The sequence below is a fragment of the Haemophilus haemolyticus genome (genome assembly GCF_003493685.1).
In the GTDB taxonomy this organism is placed as follows: Bacteria; Pseudomonadota; Gammaproteobacteria; order Enterobacterales; family Pasteurellaceae; genus Haemophilus; species Haemophilus haemolyticus_O.
This window is the reverse complement of the sequence record NZ_QQJW01000001.1, coordinates 286,793-306,649: the sequence shown is the minus strand read 5'-3', so window position 1 is coordinate 306,649 and position 19,857 is coordinate 286,793. Positions and strand designations below refer to the sequence as shown.

Sequence of the window (19,857 nt, the reverse complement as noted above, 5' to 3'; positions counted from 1 at the left end):
AATTTACAGGATTTTTATGCAAATTCAACGTTTCAAAAGCATTACACAAAAATACCCACAATTTCCAACTACACTTTTGGCTAATGAGGAACCTATACAGAACGGAGAACCTTTTATCTTATACGGCACAAAGTTGGACATAACTAATCTGGAAAAATTTCAACAAAAGTGCGGTCAAAATTTTCAGATTTTTGATGTTTGGATGGTAGAGCAAAATATTGTCGTTTTATTGAAAGGTCAATGGTTTGCTGACTTCATTAAATTTGCTCATGATGTTGAAGTGGATATTGCTAAATTAGATTTTATCCCTAAATTGTCTCAAGCTGGATTGTTGGTGATGGATATGGATTCTACCGCTATTCAAATTGAGTGTATTGATGAAATTGCGAAATTAGCAGGAGTCGGCGAACTTGTTTCTGCGATTACGGAAAGCGCAATGAGAGGTGAATTAGATTTCGAGCAAAGTTTACGTCGTCGAGTGGGTACATTAAAAGGTGCGCCAGAAAGCATTTTGCAGCAAGTTAGAGAGCATTTACCGCTAATGCCTGGATTAGTTGAAACGATCCAAACCTTACAGAAATATGGCTGGAAAACTGCAATTGCTTCAGGCGGATTTACTTATTTTGCGGATTATTTGAAAACCTTATTACAGCTTGATTTTGCGGCATCAAATCAATTTGATATTGAAGATGGAAAACTCACTGGCTTAGTTAAAGGCGATGTAGTTGATGCCCAATACAAAGCTAAAACATTGCAACATTTGTTAGAGAAATACGGTATTGATTCACAATATTCTATTGCTATTGGTGACGGGGCAAATGACTTGGCAATGATGAATGTGGCGGGGCTAGGTGTTGCGTTCCATGCTAAACCTAAAGTGCAACAACAAGCGCAAATTGTGGTAAACTTCGCCGACTTAACCGCACTTTTATGCCTTTTAAGTGCCAATGATAGAATTTAATAAAATGGGAGAAGACTATGCCATCTTTTGATATTGTTTCTGAAATTACTTTACACGAAGTCCGTAATGCGGTGGAAAATGCCAACCGTGTGCTTAGCACGCGTTATGATTTCCGTGGCGTGGAAGCGGTCATTGAATTAAATGAAAAAAATGAAACGATTAAAATCACCACAGAATCTGATTTCCAACTTGAGCAATTAATTGAGATTTTAATTGGATCTTGTATTAAACGTGGTATTGAGCACAGTTCTTTAGATATTCCCGCAGAAAGTGAACACCACGGTAAACTTTATAGTAAAGAAATCAAACTTAAACAGGGTATTGAAACAGAGATGGCGAAGAAAATTACTAAATTAGTAAAAGATTCTAAAATCAAAGTTCAAACTCAAATTCAAGGTGAGCAAGTGCGTGTGACAGGTAAGTCACGCGATGACTTACAGGCAGTCATTCAACTTGTTAAAGGCGCTGAATTAGGCCAACCATTCCAATTTAATAATTTTAGAGATTAGTTTTTAAATAAGGGCGAAATGTTGTCATCGTTTTTTGATAAAACTTGACGAACACCGCTTTCAAGCGTAACATTCGCCCGATTTTTTAACGAGAAGGACACACACTTTGGACAGTCATAGTCGATACCGAATATCGCTCTAGACGCCCGCCTTTTATTATCGGCGCGCGTTCGCCGGTAAATTTACCGTTGTTTCGGCATCTCTTAACGAAAACTTTGCGATTTTTTACCGTACTTTCGTTTCTTCTTTAATTTGTTCACTGTTAGCTGTTCATAATCCTATAAGGAGTATGAAATGATCAACGCGTTTGCTATCAATGATTCCCGCTTGGTCCGCATTGACGAAGACCAAACTGATCTCAATACTGCCATTTGGCTTGATTTACTTGAGCCGACAGGCGAAGAACGTGAAATGCTACAAGAAGGCTTAGGCCAAAGCTTAGCATCTTTTCTAGAATTAGAAGACATTGAAGCATCCGCTCGTTTCTTTGAAGATGAAGACGGTTTGCACCTTCATTCATTTTTTTATTGCGAAGATGAAGACAACTACGCCGATCTAGCTAGCGTAGCCTTTACCATTCGCGATGGGCGCTTGTTTACCCTGCGTGATCGCGAATTGCCGGCGTTCCGTTTATATCGTATGCGTTCACGTAGCCAGCGTTTGTTAGAATGTAATTCCTATGAAGTTTTACTGGATTTATTTGAAACGAAGATTGAGCAATTAGCGGACGTGATTGAAAATGTTTATGCAGATTTGGAAGAGTTGAGTCGCGTTATTTTAAACGGAAAACAAGATGAAGCTTTTGATGAGGCATTAAATACGCTCACGGAACAAGAAGACACCAGCTCAAAAGTTCGTTTGTGCTTGATGGATACCCAACGAGCATTAGGTTTCTTGGTTCGCAAAACGCGCTTACCAACAAACCAGTTAGAACAAGCACGAGAAATCTTACGAGATATTGAATCTTTACAGCCGCATAATGAATCATTGTTCCAAAAAGTAAACTTTTTAATGCAAGCTGCAATGGGTTATATCAATATTGAACAGAACAAAATTATGAAATTCTTCTCTGTTGTTTCTGTAATGTTCCTTCCTGCAACATTAGTTGCATCCACTTATGGTATGAACTTTGATTTTATGCCTGAATTACATTTTAAATATGGTTATCCAATGGCAATTGGATTAATGATCGCAGCCGCATTGACACCATATATTTATTTTAGAAGAAAAGGATGGTTATGATGGAATTATCCCAAACCGCATTATTTATCGGATCAATTATTAATCTTTATGCACTTGTATTAATCTTACGAGCTTGGTTACAGTTTGCTCGAGTGGATTATTACAACCCTGTTTCAACATTTGCAGTAAAAATGACTGATCCAGTATTAAAACCTCTACGTAAAATTGCGCCTACAGTGAAAAATATCGATACTTCTGCTTTACTGTTAGTATTTATTATCGGTATGTTGAAAGGTATTATTTATTTTGGTTTATCAGTAAATGTACTCTTAGTATTGGGTGTATTAACTGTATTGAAAAGCATTGGTTTAGCAATTTTTTATGTGCTTTTTATTGGCGCTGTTTTAAGTTGGTTTAATCGTGGTAATAGCCCTGTGATTTATGCGTTTTATCAACTCTCAGAACCACTTTTAAAACCAATCCGTCGATTCTTACCAACATTAGGGATGATTGATTTTTCTCCTATGGTCGTCGTATTTATCTTATTGTTCTTAAATAATCTAATGCTTGATATGTTAGGTGGACTTTGGATGATTGCTGGTTAGAGACCAGTAGGTTATTGAATAATAATTTAAATAAGAAAAAAAGGCGTATTTATTAATACGCCTTTCTTATACACATAATTCTGATTTATGCTACTGTTAATTGTCCCGCATATAAAACAAAGAAACGTAAACAGAATACCCCAATTAAGTCAAAAATTGACACCAAGATAATAAAGTTACGGTTGTATTTTAAACGGTCATTAACAAACATATTGGCGATTAATGGGATCAAGATACCAATAAAGAATACCCCAATCCAGAATACCGCACCCCAGAAACCAGATAATGCATTATGTAACGCAACTGTTTTTTGGCCGCCACCAAAATGTAAGCCAACGAAGAAACACACAAGCAAACCAAGCTCTGTCACCATAATTGGCACTTCAAATTTGTGGATGAAGTGCGATTCGTGAGAATCACCTTTTAATTTTCCTGCAATCAAGATAATTAAGAAGGTTGCAGCAATACCAGATGATGTACCAGAAGCTAAGAATAATGCTGGTAATACTGGGTTATTCAACATTGGATAGCTGATCAATGCAGAAAGTAAGAACCCTGTGTATGCACCAAGCACTGCAGCCAATACGAAAAGAATAACTTCGACTGGACTTGCAATACGTTCTGCAATACCGATGAGTTTCATCACAAATTGCAGTTTTGGCATAAAGCGATTAATTAATGCTTCGATTTCTTTTTTGAAAATCACCACTCCCCAAATCACTAAAAACAACATATAGATTTGGAATAGCATGACCCCCATCGACATTACGGAATTAAATTGATAGTTAAACATCAATTTCCAGAATGTCCAAGGTCGAGCCAAGTGGAAAATTAATAGTGTTAAACCAATTAATGTTGGTACAGATCCTAAAATTACCCCAGATCGAATAATCCAGTTTTGGCTTAGATTTTCTATTTTATTGCTGCGTTTATACGCAATTGCTAACTGTACCGCACCAGATGAGATCCCCAATAAGAACAAGTAGATCGCAATGGTAGAATCCCACACTAGATTAGGCGTATGAAATGGAACTGGATAATCTAATGTCATCTTCTAGGCTCCCCATGTTGGAATGGAATGTGGTACAAGTTTGGTTGTGTACCTAACTCCACTTTAGTGCGATAAACCGGTTTTTCTTTCACTTTACGTGAAACTGCACTCATTGGATCATTCATGTCGCCAAAGGTTAATGCTTTGGTTGGACAAGCTTCCACACAAGCTGGTTGTTTACCATTGGCTAAATTTGTATCGCGGCAGAAGTTACATTTATCTGCGGTACGATGTACTGGATGAATAAAACGTACACGATATGGGCAAACTGCTATACAGTATTGGCAGCCAACGCATAAATCTTTATGTACATCTACAATGCCAGTCTCTTTATCAATAAAAGATGCACCAGTTGGACAAACTGCTACGCAAGGTGCGTTTGTACAATGTTGGCAAGATTGACGGAAGAACTCATATTCCTGATTTGGAAATTCACCGTAAGGTTCACTGCGTAGAATCTCTAAGCGAGAAACGCCTTCTGGCACTTGGTTTACATCACGGCATGCATCCATACAGGCTGTGCAGCCGATACACGAATTTTCATCGTGTATCATTGCGTAACGTTTAGGTTTATCCGCCTTGTCTTCTTTCGAAAAAGAAGGTAAAGATGTTCCCGTCATAAGGATCACTGCCCCCATGCCGGAAACAAAGTTTCGGCGTGAGCAGGCTGTCATTGTTTATCCTTTTGTTCGGTTAGTTTATCTTGTTCAGCTTTACGTTTTTGTTGTTCACCATGGCAATCTACGCAAAGTTTAACGCGTTGTTTTGGTTGAATACCTTTCATTGCATCTTCTTTAGGGTGAAGAGTATGGCAACTTGCACAAGGTAATTTCATCGCGTGTACATCATGCGCCCATAGTTTTTCACGAAGTTTGTCAGGTTGGTGACAAGCAAAACAAACTTGGTTTTGTTCTTGAACTGAATACATCGGTTTTTTATTACCGAAAATATCCCCTTCAAAACGCATGACATCTTTAGCACCACGACGGTGGTTTTCAGAAACGTTACCATGACAGCTTACACAAGTAATTGCTTTACCGTTATTTGGATTTTTCTTATCTAAGTGCGCGCCATGGAATTTACCAAAGTGGAGTTCTCCACCAGACTGATCTACAGTTTGGCTTTTATCTACTTTGTCGAATTTATGGCATTTAGCACAATATTGATTTGGATCGCGTTGGTTATCTAATTGCGGTTCATAAGTAAAATGATCCGCAGGTTTTTGTGCATCATCAGCATGAGCCAAAAATGGCGCTGCTACAAATGCCGCACTTAACGCTAACGCTTTTGCAGATTTGTTGATTAAAGAAGTTAAATTCATTTGGGTTACCTCAAATTTGACCTTGAAAATCACCGCACTTTCCAGTTTGCACTTAAAAGTGCGGTGGATTTTTCATTTATTTTTGTGCTGGTGGATCAACTAATAAGCCTTTTTCTTTAGCTTGTTGTTCCCATTGTGGTACCACAGTTTTTAAGAATTCTTCTTTAGCTTTGCGTTCTTTTTCGATATCAATACCCATTACTTTCCATGCTTTGTCAGCTGTTGAAATATCTGGGATTTGAACTGGAGTTTTCACACCGTGTTTAGTTAAGATTGCTGCAAGTTTAGTACGAGCATCCGCTGCTTTATCTAAGCCAGAACCTAATACACGAAGCATGACTTCAGGTGCGTGCATATGGCCACCGTGGCTTGCTGCAGCATAATCCCAACGCCATTGAGCATGACGAATATCCATTAATGCCGCTTCCATTTCTTCTTTAGTTGCACCTGCATCCCAAGCCGCTTTCGCTTCAAAGTGAGCTTTAACAACTTGCTCTTCTAAACGACCCATTACATCTTTCACTTCTTTTTTACGTGAAGTGACAATATCGCGTAATTTTTCTTTGCTTTGATCGTGACAGTTTGCACAAGTGCGGTCAAATGCATCGAATGGATTTTGGATTTGGTGGTCAGTATAAACTTTACCGTCTTTACCTTGTACTTTTGGCATGTGACAGTCTACGCAAGTTACACCGTTTTTACCGTGCATACCTAAAGACCAAATTTCAAAGTCAGGGTGTTGAGCTTTTAACATTGGTGCTTTAGAAAGGCTATGAGTCCAGTCGCTGAAGCCGATTTCATCGTAATATTTTTCAATATCATCAACGGTTTGACCTTTATCCCAAGGGAAGGTTACTTGTTTAATGTCGCCTGCGAAGTAGTATTCTACATGGCAGTTTGCACAAATTTCTGCACGTTTTTCGGTACGTTCTGCCGTATTAAAACTTAAGTTAGGTGTGGTTTTACCTTCAGCTTTTGCTTTAGCTTGAACTGCATTATTTAAGTGATCTAATGCACGTAGCACATGTGGACGAGCAATACGTAATGCTGGTTTGCCTTCTGCAAAATCTTTAGAAGTCGTATCGTGACAGTCAGCACAACCGATTGAGTTCACGATTTCTGGACCACCTTTTGCCCATTTCGCATTGAAATAATCTTTTTCACCCCATTCTGCAATTAAACGTGGAACATCAGGGCCTTTACATGTCCAACATGCCATTGGTTGTGGACCATCATTTGCAGTTTTTGGTGCACCAGTACGCAGAATATTACGTACATCCGTAACCGCATAAAAGTGACCACGTGGTGCGTTATATTCTTTTGCAAACGCATAACCGCCCCAAAGTACAATTAGGCGTGGGTTTTCTTCATCGGCATAAATAATTTTTTCGCCGTTGCCGTTTGCAGTTGAACGCCAGCTGTTATATTGATTTGGATATTTTTCTGCAAATTTTTCATTTACAGATTCAATTTTCAAATCTGGTTTTACTGGTTCAACAGGTTGTTCTAATGGCTTATAAACCATATCAGCTACCGCTGAGTTAAATAAGCTTAAACTCGCGAAAGACGCTGCCACAATGAGGCTTTTTTTTGAATGCGTTCACGATAATCACTCCATTTGTTGTAATAAAAAGGTTAGGTTAAATAGAAAGTTGAGAATTATTCTTAATCCCACAAAGAATATGTGGATATAGATTCATTCGCGCGTAAGATACCAAAAGAAAAAAGTTTTTCTACTCGCAGAATTAAAAAATGTGAGATTGATCAACATTATTTCTTAAAATACTTACAAAGAGGTATGCGTTATTTGGAATAAATTAAGGCGGTTTATGCCGCCTTAATTTTGAGTATTATTATCATTAATATTGACTAATAATATTTGCTATTCTTTTATCCGATATTTGATATTTTGTTCCTAGCTGTTGAGCAAATAAACTGACTCGTAATTCTTCAATCATATAACGAATTTCCGCAACCTCATCAGAAATCGGTTTGGATTTCGGGAGCTTGGCAAGAAGTTGTTGGTAAGCCTGTTGTACCTGTTCTACGCGTAGCATCGCGGCACGATCTCGATTTACATCTTGAGCCAGTTTATCAATACGTTTATCAACGGCTTGCAGATAACGCTGTAAATCCGGTAGGCGATCATAACCGCTCTTTTGCACAAAACCTGGATAAATCAGCCCGGTTAATTGCGCCTTAATATCAGAAAAGGCAAAGGCCATGGTGAAATCCATTTTACCTTTTAAACGTTGGTTTAAGGCATGGTTAAGGGATAGGATTTGCTCCACTTTCTGCGCAATATCCACGGTCACTTCATTAAGGTTTTCTCGAACAAAATCACGCAATTTTTCAAAACCTGCTTCATCCCAAACAAAACCACCAAAATCGGCAATCAGTTTATCCACCGCACAAGCGATGCAATCATCTATCAAATCCAACACACGACCGAACGGGGTAAAATACAGACCCAATTTAGCCTTATTCGGCAATTTTTCATGCAGATATTTAATCGGTGAAGGTACATTGAGCAACAATAAGCGGCGCAAACCTTGTCGCATTGCTACTGCTTGCTCAAACTCTGTTTCAAACAGTTTGATACCTACTGCATCTTTTTCATCTACGATGGCTGGGAACGCTTTGACGCTGAAACCACGTTGTTTTTGTTCGTAACATTGTGGTAAATCTGCAAAGCTCCAAATATGCAGCCCGCTTTGCTCAATGCCATCATCTGCCACAGCAGAAATACTTTCCTGCACACGATCTTTTAAGTTAAATTTCAGCTCGTCCAAATTCATGGATTCGGCAATTTTCTTGCCGTTTTCATCCACCACGCGGAACGTCATTTTCAAATGGCTTGGAATTTGTTCCCAATTCCAATGTTCCGTTTCTACGGTAACGCCCGTCATACGACGCAATTCATAAATCAGCGTATCTAATAACGGTTTTTCCAACGGCACCGCACGACTTAAAAAAGCTTGAGCATAATTGGGTGCCGGCACGAAGTTACGACGATAAGATTTCGGCAGGGATTTAATCAGCGCAATCACCAATTCTTCACGCAAGCCTGGAATTTGCCAGTCAAAGCCTGTCATTTCCACTTGATTGAGCAACGGCAACGGGATATGCACGGTCACCCCATCCGCATCGGTACCGGGTTCAAATTGATAAGTTAATTTGAATTTCAAATTGCCTTGATGCCAGAAATTCGGGAAATCCAGCTTGCTCACTTGTTCCGCATCATCATTAATCAAGAATGAACGTTCAAAATTAAGTAATTCAGGATCTTTTTGCTGCGCCCTTTTCCACCAGGTATCAAAATGTTTTTGGGAAACTACTTCCGTGCCAATACGTTGATCGTAAAATTCAAAAAGCGTGCGATCATCCACCAAAATATCACGGCGGCGACTTTTGTGTTCCAACTCTTTCACTTCTCGAACGAGTCGTTGATTTTCTTTGAAGAATTTATGTCTGGTATTCCAATCCCCTTCCACTAAGGCAGATTGAATAAAGATCTCACGGCTTACCGTTGGATCAATAGCACCGTAATTCACTGGTCGTGCAGCCACAATCGGCACACCGTAAAGCGTCACTTTTTCATCTGCAATCACCGCCCCACGAGATTTCGACCAACGCGGTTCGGAATAGGATTTTTTAATTAGATGCTCGGCAAGTGGCTCAATCCATTCTGGCTCGATTTCCGCCACCATACGCCCCCAAAGTTTGGAGGTTTCCACTAACTCTGCCGCCATCACCCATTTCGGTTGTTTTTTGAAAAGTACAGAATTGGGGAAAATTGCAAAATGGGCATTACGTGCGCCAAGATATTGTTGTTTCTCCGCTTCTTTTAAACCGATATGAGAAAGCAAACCGCTTAAAAGTGCGGTATGAATTTGCTGATATTCTGCTTTTTCAGAATTAATCGGCAAGCCCATTTCACGCACGGTTAAACGAATTTGATGATAAATATCCTGCCATTCGCGAATACGTAAATAATTTAAGAAATCCTTTTGGCATTGACGACGGAATTGGTTTTTACTCAATTCTTTTTGTTGTTCTTGTAGATAACGCCAAAGATTTAAGAATGCCAAGAAATCTGATTTTTTATCGGCAAAACGACGATGTTTTTCATCAGAAGCTTGCTGTTTTTCTTGTGGACGCTCGCGAGGATCTTGAATGGATAAAGCAGCGACAATAATCATCACTTCATGCAACGCACCTAGTGAGACAGCACTCAATAACATTTTCGCTAAACGTGGATCCACAGGGAGTTGAGCTAATTGACGGCCTACTGCCGTTAATTGACGTTTCTCGCCCGCTTTAGTGCGAACCATTTCAAACGCACCTAATTCTTCCAACAGTTTTATCCCATCTTGAATATGGCGTTTATCTGGTGCATCGACAAATGGGAAAGCTTCAATATCATCCAAACCCAATGCTGTCATTTGTAAAATAACGGAGGCTAAATTGGTGCGCAGAATTTCAGGATCGGTAAACTCCGGACGAGAATTAAAATCCTCTTCCGAATATAAACGAATGCAAATCCCTTCACTCACACGACCACAACGACCTTTACGCTGATTAGCAGATGCCTGCGAGATAGGTTCAATCGGTAAACGTTGTACTTTGGTGCGATAGCTATAACGGGAAATTCGCGCAGTACCTGGGTCAATCACATATTTAATGCCCGGCACGGTCAATGAAGTTTCCGCGACGTTGGTCGCCAACACGATGCGATTTAATCCGCTCGGATGGAAAATTTTATTTTGTTCTTGCGCAGACAAGCGTGCAAAGAGCGGTAGAATTTCCGTGTGTTTTAGATTTTGTTTTTGTAAAGCTTCGGCCGTATCGCGAATTTCACGCTCACCGTTCATAAAAATCAAAATATCACCACGGCCTTCCGCTTGCAGTTCATCCACTGAGTTGAGAATGCCTTGTAGCTGATCTTGATCGTCTTCTTCCACTACGGGACGATAACGTACTTCAACAGGATAGGTTCTGCCCGAGACTTCAATAATCGGGGCATTGTTGAAATGTTTAGAAAAACGTTCTACATCAATAGTCGCGGATGTGATGATAAGTTTTAAATCACGACGACGTAGTAAAAGCTGTTTCAGATAACCGAGAATAAAATCGTTATTTAGGCTACGTTCGTGGGCTTCGTCAATAATCAAACAAGAATATTGATTGAGAAAACGATCGTTTTGAATTTCCGCTAACAGGATCCCGTCAGTCATCAATTTGATTTGTGTATCATCACTGATTTGATCGTTAAAACGAACCTTATAACCAACTAAACCGCCAAGTTCCGTTTCCAGTTCTTCAGCAATACGTGCAGCCACCGAACGAGCGGCAATACGGCGTGGTTGAGTATGACCAATCATGCCTAAATTGCCGAAACCTAATTCCAAACACATCTTCGGCAACTGCGTGGTTTTACCCGATCCCGTTTCCCCTGCTACCACAATGACCTGATGTTCAGAAAGCAGTTTTTGAATTTCGACTTTGCGTTGGCTAACGGGCAAGCTTTCTGGAAAAACAATAGGATTTTGTACCGCACTTTTCCGTTGTTCTACACGTAATCTAGCTTGTTCAATTTGCTGTTGGATTTCATCTGCAACGGCTTGTTGAGCCTCTTGGCTTTTTATTTTTCCAATACCATGAATGCGGGCAGATAAGTGACGTTGATCCACCAGCATAATGTCATTTAATTGAGAAAAAAGAGATTGTTGTAAGGGAGTTAATGTGTGTTTTACCGAGCTGTTTTTCATAGCGATTTACTTTTGAAACTTCCGTAAGCTAAGCTAATCCATCCGATGAAAAATAAAGTGCCGCCAATAGGCGTAATCCATACAATTACATTGCTTGTTTCGAAAGCAAGTGCGTATAAACTTCCGCTAAATAATAAGGTTCCAATTAACCAAGAAGACATGGATAATCGGGCGAATTTGTTGTCACGCAAAGCAGATAATGCAACGGCAAGTACTGCAATAGTATGGAACATTTGATATTTTAAACCCGTATCAATCCATGATAATGCTTTAGCTTCTAATACATGGCTTAAACCATGAGCTGCAAATGCGCCTAGTGCGACACAGAAGAAACCGCTTAAAGCAGCAAGAGTGAGGTATTTGTTTTTCATTTAAATTTTCCCTAAAAGTAAAGCTAATATACCTGCAGCAATAAGTGGACCAACAGGAATTCCACCTAAAAATGCTACACCAATAATTGTGCCGATAAGCAAGCCAGTGACTAAAATGGGTTGTTCGCCCATTAAAGGCACACCTTTGCCGGCAAGCCATGCCACAAGCACACCAACGGAAATGGAAAATGCCATTTTCCAACTAAGAAAACCTGATAAATCAGGCAACTGAATTTTTCCTGAAACTAAGGGGCTTAAAACTCCAATGGTTAAAATAATGATACCAATTTTAACGCCATATTTTTCGAGCAAAGGAATATGAGAAGATAAAAAAGTTTGCTGCATGATAAGTAATACGGCAGCAGAAATGGTAATTGCGCTGTTATGACTGAGTAACCCGAGAATAATTAAAATCACCAGTAATAAGGCGATCATATTGAATTGTAACGACATACTTGAAAAGTGCGGTGAAAAATTGTGACGAATTATATCAAGTTTAAGTTATCGATGTGTTTTTTTATTTAGTAAAAACAAGCTAGAATGTAAGCTATATTTCCCCTTATTCGAGAATGCCTATGTCAAATGCTGTTGCCCACTTTGCTGATTCAGATCTGATTAAAACCGTAATTTTGCTTGCGTCGAGCGTGACTATTGTGCCGTTATTTAAACGCCTAGGGCTTGGTAGCGTGCTTGGGTATTTAGTGGCGGGCTGTATGATTGGTCCTTCAGTATTCGGTGTTATTCAAGATCCGGCTTCAGTCGTGCATTTGGCTGAATTGGGTGTCGTGATGTTCTTGTTCATTATTGGGCTTGAAATGCACCCTGAACGGCTTTGGTCTATGAAAAAAGCAATTTTTGGTCGGGGCTTGTTGCAAGTTGGGGGGTGTGGTGTATTGCTTACTTTTGCGGGGATTTATTTACTTGATTTACCGAAAGAAGTTGCGTTTATAGCCGGCATGGGATTTACACTTTCTTCAACCGCCATTGTGATGCAAACTCTAGAAGAGCGTTGCATTACCAGCACATCTAAAGGTCAGCGAATTATTTCGACTTTAATTTTTGAAGATATTGCTATTGTGCCATTACTGGCATCAGTGGCATTTCTTGCGCCTCATTCTGAAGAAAGCACTCATACCGATTGGATGTCAATCGGCATCGCATTAGGGGCAGTAATCGGCTTGATTGTTGCGGGTAAATGGTTAATGAATCCGTTATTCCGATTAATTTCTAAAGCACATATTCGCGAGATGATGACTGCTGCGGCTTTATTAGTTGTACTTGGCGCAGCATTAGCTATGGAAATAGGTGGACTTTCAATGGCAATGGGGGCATTTGTAGCGGGCGTTATGCTGTCAGAGTCTTCGTTCCGCCATCAATTAGAAGCGGATATCGAGCCATTTCGTGGTTTATTGCTTGGTCTGTTTTTTATGGGCGTGGGTATGTCATTGGATTTGAGGTTAGTGTTTAATCACTGGTTATTACTACTCGGAATTGTATTCCTTTACATTATTGGCAAAGGGCTTTCCGTTTATGTCGTAGCCCGAATCACTCGCTTAGAACATAGAGAAGCAGTGGGAAGAATGTCACTCTTGGCACACGGTGGTGAATTTGCTTTCGTACTTTTCTCTGCCGCAACGACAGCAGGCGTAATGAGCAACCATGAAAATGCCACTTTTACTGCAGCGGTAATTATTTCCATGTTGTTTTCTCCATTTATTACACAAATTACTCGTAAATTAGCGCAATCTGGGGAGAGAAAATCAGCGAATCAACCAGATACGAGCGATCTATCCCCTATTGATGATTTAGAAGATAACGTGCTTGTAATTGGTTTTGGCCGCTTTAGCCAGATCGTATGTCAAACATTATTAATCCGTGGCATCAGTGTTTCAGTGATTGATCGTAATATAGAAAATATCCGTGCTGCGGCAAAATTTGGTTTTAAAGTCTATTATGGTGATGGTATTCGTTTGGATGTACTTTACGCCGCGGGAATTGAAAAAGCTAAATGTGTCGTGATTGGTATTAATGATACAGATCGCATTGAAACGATTGTGAGCCAACTTAAAGGGGCTTATCCAAACTTGCCGATTTTAACCCGCACTTATGATAGAAAAACGACAGTAAGCCTAATTAAGCAAGATGTGGATTTTATTGTGCGTGAAACTTTTGAATCTGCCATTGCCCTTAGTCAAGCAACATTAATGAAACTTGGTATTGATAAGATTGAAGCCGATGAAGTCATTAAAGAAGTGCGAGCATTGGATCAAGAACGTTTAAATGAGGAAGTTCTGCATGGTTTTTCTAATGAAATCTTGAAAAAATATTGGACGCCAAAACCATTCATTAAACCTCATGTCGATGCTCAGGCATTAAATGATGAAACAGCAGGAATATTGATTGAGGAATCTGAAGAAACGTCAAATAATAATTCTTAAAATGATTTCAATGCATTTCAACTAAAAAAGGAAGCAAATTGCTTCCTTTTTGTTTTGAGTCCGTTTGAATTAAAACGGGATATCGTCATCGAATCCGTCCATTGGTGGCTCAGCCTGTGGTGCAGCTTGTTGTGGCGCTGGACGAGATGATTGATAATTACCACTATTGTTAGTTTGACGAGCTTGGTAAGAGGGTTGTGGTGCAGCTCCTCCCATATCACTAGGGTAACCACCTGTGTTTTGATTGCGCGCACCAAGCATTTGCATTACATCGCCTTGAATTTCTGTAGTGTAACGATCTTGACCATTTTGATCTTGCCATTTACGCGTTCTTAAACGACCTTCCACATATACTTGAGAGCCTTTGCGTAAATATTCACCGCAAATCTCCGCTTGACGACGATAGAATACAATACGGTGCCACTCTGTTACTTCACGGCGCTCGCCAGTATTGCGGTCGTTCCAGCTTTCACTGGTCGCTACGCTAATATTTGCTACGGCATCGCCATTTGGCATAGTACGAATTTCAGGATCATTGCCTAGATGACCAACAATAATGACTTTATTAACTCCAGCCATAAAAAACCTCATTTTTTATCTAAAAAAGTGCGGTTATTTTGCCTGAAATTTTTCAAAAGATCTATATATTTTAACTGGATATTTGCACAGATATTAAAATATGCGATAATGATCGCAGAATTTAAACTTATTTCATTCTTTTGAGTTATTTTATGGAAAATATCGATATTCGCGGGGCTAGAACCCATAACCTGAAAAATATTAATCTGACTATTCCACGCAATAAACTTGTGGTGATCACTGGGCTTTCAGGTTCGGGGAAATCCTCTTTAGCGTTTGATACACTTTATGCGGAAGGTCAGCGCCGCTATGTTGAATCTCTTTCGGCGTATGCGCGTCAATTTTTGTCTTTAATGGAAAAACCTGATGTGGATTCTATTGAGGGACTTTCCCCTGCAATTTCCATTGAACAAAAATCTACCTCACACAATCCACGTTCTACGGTGGGAACAATTACGGAAATTTACGATTATTTACGTTTATTGTTTGCACGAGTAGGGGAGCCGCGTTGTCCCGATCATAATGTTCCATTAACGGCACAAACAATTAGTCAAATGGTGGATAAAGTATTAAGTTTACCTGAAGATAGTAAGATGATGTTACTTGCGCCAGTTGTCAAAAATCGAAAAGGCGAACATCTCAAGATTTTAGAAAATATTGCTGCGCAAGGTTATATTCGTGCGCGTATTGATGGCGAAATTTGTGATTTATCTGATCCACCAAAATTAGCCTTACAGAAAAAACATACTATTGAAGTGGTGGTGGATCGCTTTAAAGTGCGGTCAGATTTAGCAACACGTTTAGCTGAGTCTTTTGAAACCGCATTAGAGCTTTCAGGTGGCACCGCGATTGTGGCAGATATGGATAATCCGAAAGCGGAAGAATTAGTTTTTTCAGCAAATTTTGCTTGTCCGCATTGCGGTTATTCTGTGCCAGAATTAGAGCCTCGTTTGTTTTCCTTTAACAATCCTGCAGGTGCTTGCCCAACTTGTGATGGCTTGGGTGTGCAGCAATATTTTGATGAAGATCGTGTGGTGCAAAATCCAACGATTTCCCTTGCTGGTGGTGCGGTAAAAGGTTGGGATCGTCGTAATTTCTATTATTATCAAATGCTTACCTCATTGGCAAAACATTATCATTTTGATGTTGAAGCCCCTTATGAATCTTTGCCAAAGAAAATTCAACACATCATTATGCAGGGTTCAGGAAAAGAGGAAATTGAATTCCAATATATGAATGATCGTGGCGATGTGGTTATTCGCAAGCACCCTTTTGAAGGGATTTTGAATAATATGGCTCGCCGATATAAAGAAACGGAATCAATGTCGGTGCGTGAAGAATTAGCGAAAAATATTAGCAATCGACCTTGTGCAGACTGTGGCGGATCTCGTTTGCGACCCGAAGCGCGTAATGTGTATATTGGAAAAACCAATTTGCCGATAATCGCGGAAAAAAGTATTGGTGAAACCCTCGAATTTTTTACCGCACTTTCTCTCACTGGTCAAAAAGCGCAAATTGCGGAAAAAATTCTTAAAGAAATCCGCGAGCGTTTGCAGTTTTTAGTCAATGTTGGTTTGAATTATCTTTCTCTTTCTCGTTCTGCTGAAACTCTTTCAGGTGGGGAGGCGCAACGTATTCGCCTTGCGAGTCAAATTGGTGCGGGACTTGTTGGCGTAATGTATGTATTAGATGAACCCTCTATTGGCTTGCACCAACGTGATAATGAACGCTTACTTAATACGTTAATTCATTTGCGTAATCTTGGTAATACGGTAATTGTCGTGGAACACGATGAAGACGCGATTCGTGCAGCTGACCATATTATTGATATTGGGCCTGGTGCTGGCGTGCATGGCGGACAAGTTATTGCACAAGGAAATGCCGATGAAATTATGCTCAATCCAAATTCCATCACGGGAAAATTTTTATCGGGCGCAGATAAAATCGAAATCCCGAAAAAACGCACCGCACTTGATAAGAAAAAATGGCTCAAACTTAAAGGCGCATCAGGTAATAACTTAAAAAATGTGAATTTAGATATTCCCGTTGGTTTGTTTACTTGCGTAACTGGTGTGTCTGGTTCAGGAAAATCCACACTTATTAATGATACTTTATTTCCACTTGCGCAAAATGCGTTAAATAGAGCGGAGAAGACGGATTACGCACCTTATCAATCTATCGAGGGATTAGAACATTTCGATAAAGTTATTGATATTAACCAAAGCCCGATTGGACGCACGCCACGTTCAAATCCAGCCACTTATACAGGCTTATTTACCCCGATTCGTGAACTTTTTGCAGGAGTGCCAGAGGCGCGTGCTCGTGGTTATAATCCAGGACGTTTTAGCTTTAACGTGCGAGGTGGACGCTGTGAAGCCTGTCAGGGCGACGGTGTACTCAAAGTTGAAATGCATTTTTTACCCGATGTTTATGTTCCTTGCGATCAATGTAAAGGTAAACGCTATAATCGCGAAACCTTAGAAATTCGTTACAAAGGCAAAACGATTCATCAAGTGTTAGATATGACGGTGGAAGAGGCTCGCGAGTTTTTTGATGCGATTCCAATGATTGCAAGAAAATTACAAACCTTGATGGATGTGGGATTATCCTATATTCGATTAGGTCAATCTTCTACAACACTTTCAGGCGGCGAAGCACAACGCGTGAAACTGGCAACGGAACTTTCTAAACGTGATACGGGCAAAACCTTGTATATTCTAGATGAGCCGACGACCGGTTTGCATTTTGCTGACATTAAGCAATTACTCGAAGTACTGCATCGATTACGCGATCAAGGAAATACTATCGTCGTCATTGAACACAATCTTGATGTGATTAAAACGACAGACTGGATTGTCGATCTTGGCCCTGAAGGGGGAAGCGGTGGCGGGCAAATTATTGCTACTGGTACGCCTGAAGAAGTCGCTAAAGTCGAAGGATCTCATACAGCCAGATTTCTTAAACCAATTTTGGAAAAACGTTAAAAATTACCGCACTTTTAGTATAGAAAGTCGTAAAATGACAATTAGGCTTTAGTTTCATGTTAATAGATTTTTTGATTTAACATTGGGAACTTTATTTAATTAAACGTATCTAAGTAGCGCCCCAGATTGGGGCTTAATTAAGAGGATTTAATAATGAACTTTACTAAAGTTTTACCAGCATTTGCTGCCGCTGTTGTATTATCTGCATGTGCAAAAGATGCGCCAGTAATGGAAAAAGCATCGGCTCAAATGGCTGCTCAAACTGCATCAACTATTACTGATAAAACAGTAGTTTATTCTTGTAATAAAAAAACTGTGACTGCAGTGTATCAATTTGAAAACCAAGAACCAGTTGCTGCAATGGTTAGTTTAGGTAACAAAATTATTGCAAAAGATTTTGCTCGTGATAAATCACAAAACGATTTTACAAGTTTCACTTCTGGTGACTATGTTTGGAATGTAGATAGTGGTTTAACTTTAGATAAATTTGATTCTGTTGTGCCGGTGAATTTAATTCAAAAAGGCAAAACTAGCGATAAGATCATCATCAAAAACTGTGATGTAAACGCAAAAGCAACTAAAAAAGCAAATTTATAATTCATCAAAATGGCTAGCGTAATTGCTAGCCATTTTTCTATCTTAAATAGTTCTTAACTTGCATCACCTCAATAGATAAATAAAAAATTTTAACTATGAATAGAAGATTAGATTTTTATTTTTTCTTGAGATTATCCCCGATTCAAACTAGACTTACCGCCTATTTTATTTAACCTAAACTTTATTATGCGTGTTTCAGATTTTAATTTCGATTTACCTGATGAACTTATTGCTCGCTATCCAAAAGAAGATAGATCATCTTGCCGTTTATTACATTTGAATGGAGAAAATGGCGCGGTAATTGACCGCACTTTTTCAGATGTATTGGATTTAATTGATGAAGGCGATTTATTGATTTTCAATAATACTCGCGTCATTCCTGCAAGAATGTTTGGGCGTAAAGCTAGCGGTGGAAAAATTGAAATTTTAGTTGAGCGCATGTTAGATGAGCATCGTTTCTTAGCGCATATCTGTTCATCAAAATCACCCAAAGAAGGGGCGGAATTATTTTTAGGTGAAGATAAATTAGGCGAAAATAATGGAATTAAAGCGGTGATGACTGCGCGCCATGGTGCATTGTTTGAAGTGGAATTAAGTGATAAATCAACCGCTCTTTTAGATGTGTTGCAAACCATTGGACATATGCCATTACCGCCTTATATTGACCGTCCCGATGAAGAAGCCGATCAAGAATGTTATCAAACAGTTTATAGTAAAGTACCGGGTGCTGTAGCAGCACCAACAGCAGGCTTACATTTTGATGATCCCTTGCTTGAAAAACTTAAAAAGAAAGGTGTGAATTTTGAATTTGTCACATTACATGTAGGAGCGGGAACATTCCAGCCTGTTCGAGTCGAAAATATTGAAGATCATGTGATGCATGCAGAATACGTAGAAGTTTCTCAAGAAGTTTGCAATGCTATTATTGCAACAAAAAAAGCGGGTAAACGTGTTATTGCAGTAGGAACTACTTCTGTTCGTTCTATTGAAAGTGCGGCGCTTTCTGCGGAAGAATTTGGTAATCCAGATTTAATTGAGCCTTATTTTTCTGATACCTCTATTTTTATTTATCCTGGTAAAAAATTCCGAGTGGTGGATTGTTTAATTACTAATTTCCACTTACCTGAAAGCACATTGATAATGTTAGTTTCCGCTTTTGCTGGTTATAAAAATACCATGAATGCGTATAAGCATGCAGTACAAGAAAAATATCGTTTCTTTAGTTATGGCGATGCGATGTTTATTAATAAAAATTCTAATGTAAGAGGATTGGAATAAGTTGTTTGACTTGTAATTAGTCAGCACCTACAATAAAGAACAAGAGATGGCGGTAACCATCCCTTGTCGGCATCAACTACTAATAGCCAGTGCTACTTTTCAATAACAGGCAAAGTAGAATAATGATGACCAACTTAATCATAAATTTAGTCATATTTTATCCTTAGTATGATTAACAAACTCAGGATCTACGAAATAGCCCGACAGCGG

16 protein-coding genes are annotated in these 19,857 nt (G+C 39.3%); 8 read left to right on the top strand and 8 right to left on the bottom strand.

The features are described from left to right. Window positions 1-16 precede the first annotated feature (16 nt). The 4 genes from serB (at window position 17) to DV434_RS01545 (ending at window position 3,257) form a co-directional block, all read left to right on the top strand. Complete coding sequence (gene serB, locus DV434_RS01560; RefSeq protein WP_118785438.1) at window positions 17-961, top strand: phosphoserine phosphatase; 945 nt, start codon at window positions 17-19, stop codon at window positions 959-961. Between the two features lie 17 nt (window positions 962-978). Continuing rightward, window positions 979-1,470 carry a YajQ family cyclic di-GMP-binding protein gene (locus tag DV434_RS01555; RefSeq protein WP_005629625.1) on the top strand — a complete coding sequence of 164 codons (492 nt, stop codon included), beginning with the start codon at window positions 979-981 and terminating at the stop codon, window positions 1,468-1,470. 294 nt (window positions 1,471-1,764) lie between these two features. Continuing rightward, on the top strand, window positions 1,765-2,712 hold the full coding sequence (gene corA / locus DV434_RS01550) for a magnesium/cobalt transporter CorA (protein WP_005629627.1): 948 nt from the start codon (window positions 1,765-1,767) through the stop codon (window positions 2,710-2,712). Further along, window positions 2,712-3,257 carry a YggT family protein gene (locus tag DV434_RS01545; RefSeq protein ID WP_118785437.1) on the top strand — a complete coding sequence of 182 codons (546 nt, stop codon included), beginning with the start codon at window positions 2,712-2,714 and terminating at the stop codon, window positions 3,255-3,257. The genes corA and DV434_RS01545 overlap by 1 nt, the downstream gene beginning before the upstream one ends. An 85-nt stretch (window positions 3,258-3,342) precedes the next feature. On the opposite strand, the gene nrfD is transcribed toward DV434_RS01545, so the two are convergent. From nrfD to DV434_RS01510, 7 genes are all read right to left on the bottom strand, one after another. Beyond that, window positions 3,343-4,308 carry a cytochrome c nitrite reductase subunit NrfD gene (gene nrfD / locus DV434_RS01540; protein ID WP_065246644.1) on the bottom strand — a complete coding sequence of 322 codons (966 nt, stop codon included), beginning with the start codon at window positions 4,306-4,308 and terminating at the stop codon, window positions 3,343-3,345. After that, window positions 4,305-4,982 carry a cytochrome c nitrite reductase Fe-S protein gene (gene nrfC, locus DV434_RS01535; protein ID WP_005642716.1) on the bottom strand — a complete coding sequence of 226 codons (678 nt, stop codon included), beginning with the start codon at window positions 4,980-4,982 and terminating at the stop codon, window positions 4,305-4,307. Before nrfC ends, nrfD begins: the two co-directional genes overlap by 4 nt. Beyond that, window positions 4,979-5,629, bottom strand: coding sequence for a cytochrome c nitrite reductase pentaheme subunit (gene nrfB, locus DV434_RS01530; protein WP_118785436.1), 651 nt, complete (start codon window positions 5,627-5,629; stop codon window positions 4,979-4,981). Before nrfB ends, nrfC begins: the two co-directional genes overlap by 4 nt. 76 nt (window positions 5,630-5,705) lie before the next feature. After that, on the bottom strand, window positions 5,706-7,205 hold the full coding sequence (gene nrfA / locus DV434_RS01525) for an ammonia-forming nitrite reductase cytochrome c552 subunit (protein ID WP_239992762.1): 1,500 nt from the start codon (window positions 7,203-7,205) through the stop codon (window positions 5,706-5,708). A gap of 283 nt (window positions 7,206-7,488) precedes the next feature. After that, window positions 7,489-11,400 (bottom strand): ATP-dependent RNA helicase HrpA, encoded by a 3,912-nt coding sequence (gene hrpA, locus DV434_RS01520; RefSeq protein ID WP_118785434.1) that lies wholly within the window; start codon window positions 11,398-11,400, stop codon window positions 7,489-7,491. Then, entirely contained in the window at window positions 11,397-11,771 is a 375-nt protein-coding gene (locus DV434_RS01515) for a DUF423 domain-containing protein (RefSeq protein ID WP_118785433.1), read from the bottom strand. Before DV434_RS01515 ends, hrpA begins: the two co-directional genes overlap by 4 nt. Then, the gene (locus DV434_RS01510; RefSeq protein WP_118785432.1) at window positions 11,772-12,224 is read right to left on the bottom strand and encodes a DUF441 domain-containing protein; all 453 of its coding nucleotides are present in this window, start codon (window positions 12,222-12,224) and stop codon (window positions 11,772-11,774) included. Window positions 12,225-12,346: 122 nt separating this feature from the next. On the opposite strand from DV434_RS01510, the gene DV434_RS01505 reads away from it, so the two are divergent. Then, the gene (locus tag DV434_RS01505; RefSeq protein ID WP_118785431.1) at window positions 12,347-14,209 is read left to right on the top strand and encodes a monovalent cation:proton antiporter-2 (CPA2) family protein; all 1,863 of its coding nucleotides are present in this window, start codon (window positions 12,347-12,349) and stop codon (window positions 14,207-14,209) included. 69 nt (window positions 14,210-14,278) lie between these two features. Here the strand turns inward: DV434_RS01505 and DV434_RS01500 are convergent, their stop codons facing one another. Beyond that, window positions 14,279-14,788: a single-stranded DNA-binding protein gene (locus tag DV434_RS01500; RefSeq protein ID WP_118785430.1), complete on the bottom strand. Its 510-nt coding sequence runs from the start codon at window positions 14,786-14,788 to the stop codon at window positions 14,279-14,281. Window positions 14,789-14,940: 152 nt separating this feature from the next. On the opposite strand from DV434_RS01500, the gene uvrA reads away from it, so the two are divergent. From uvrA to queA, 3 genes are all read left to right on the top strand, one after another. Continuing rightward, window positions 14,941-17,772, top strand: a complete 2,832-nt coding sequence (gene uvrA / locus DV434_RS01495; protein ID WP_118785429.1) for an excinuclease ABC subunit UvrA — start codon at window positions 14,941-14,943, stop codon at window positions 17,770-17,772. 153 nt (window positions 17,773-17,925) lie between these two features. Then, window positions 17,926-18,369: a hypothetical protein gene (locus DV434_RS01490; protein WP_118785428.1), complete on the top strand. Its 444-nt coding sequence runs from the start codon at window positions 17,926-17,928 to the stop codon at window positions 18,367-18,369. Between the two features lie 186 nt (window positions 18,370-18,555). Further along, window positions 18,556-19,647, top strand: a complete 1,092-nt coding sequence (gene queA / locus DV434_RS01485; protein ID WP_118785427.1) for a tRNA preQ1(34) S-adenosylmethionine ribosyltransferase-isomerase QueA — start codon at window positions 18,556-18,558, stop codon at window positions 19,645-19,647. The last annotated feature ends 210 nt before the right edge of the window (window positions 19,648-19,857 follow it).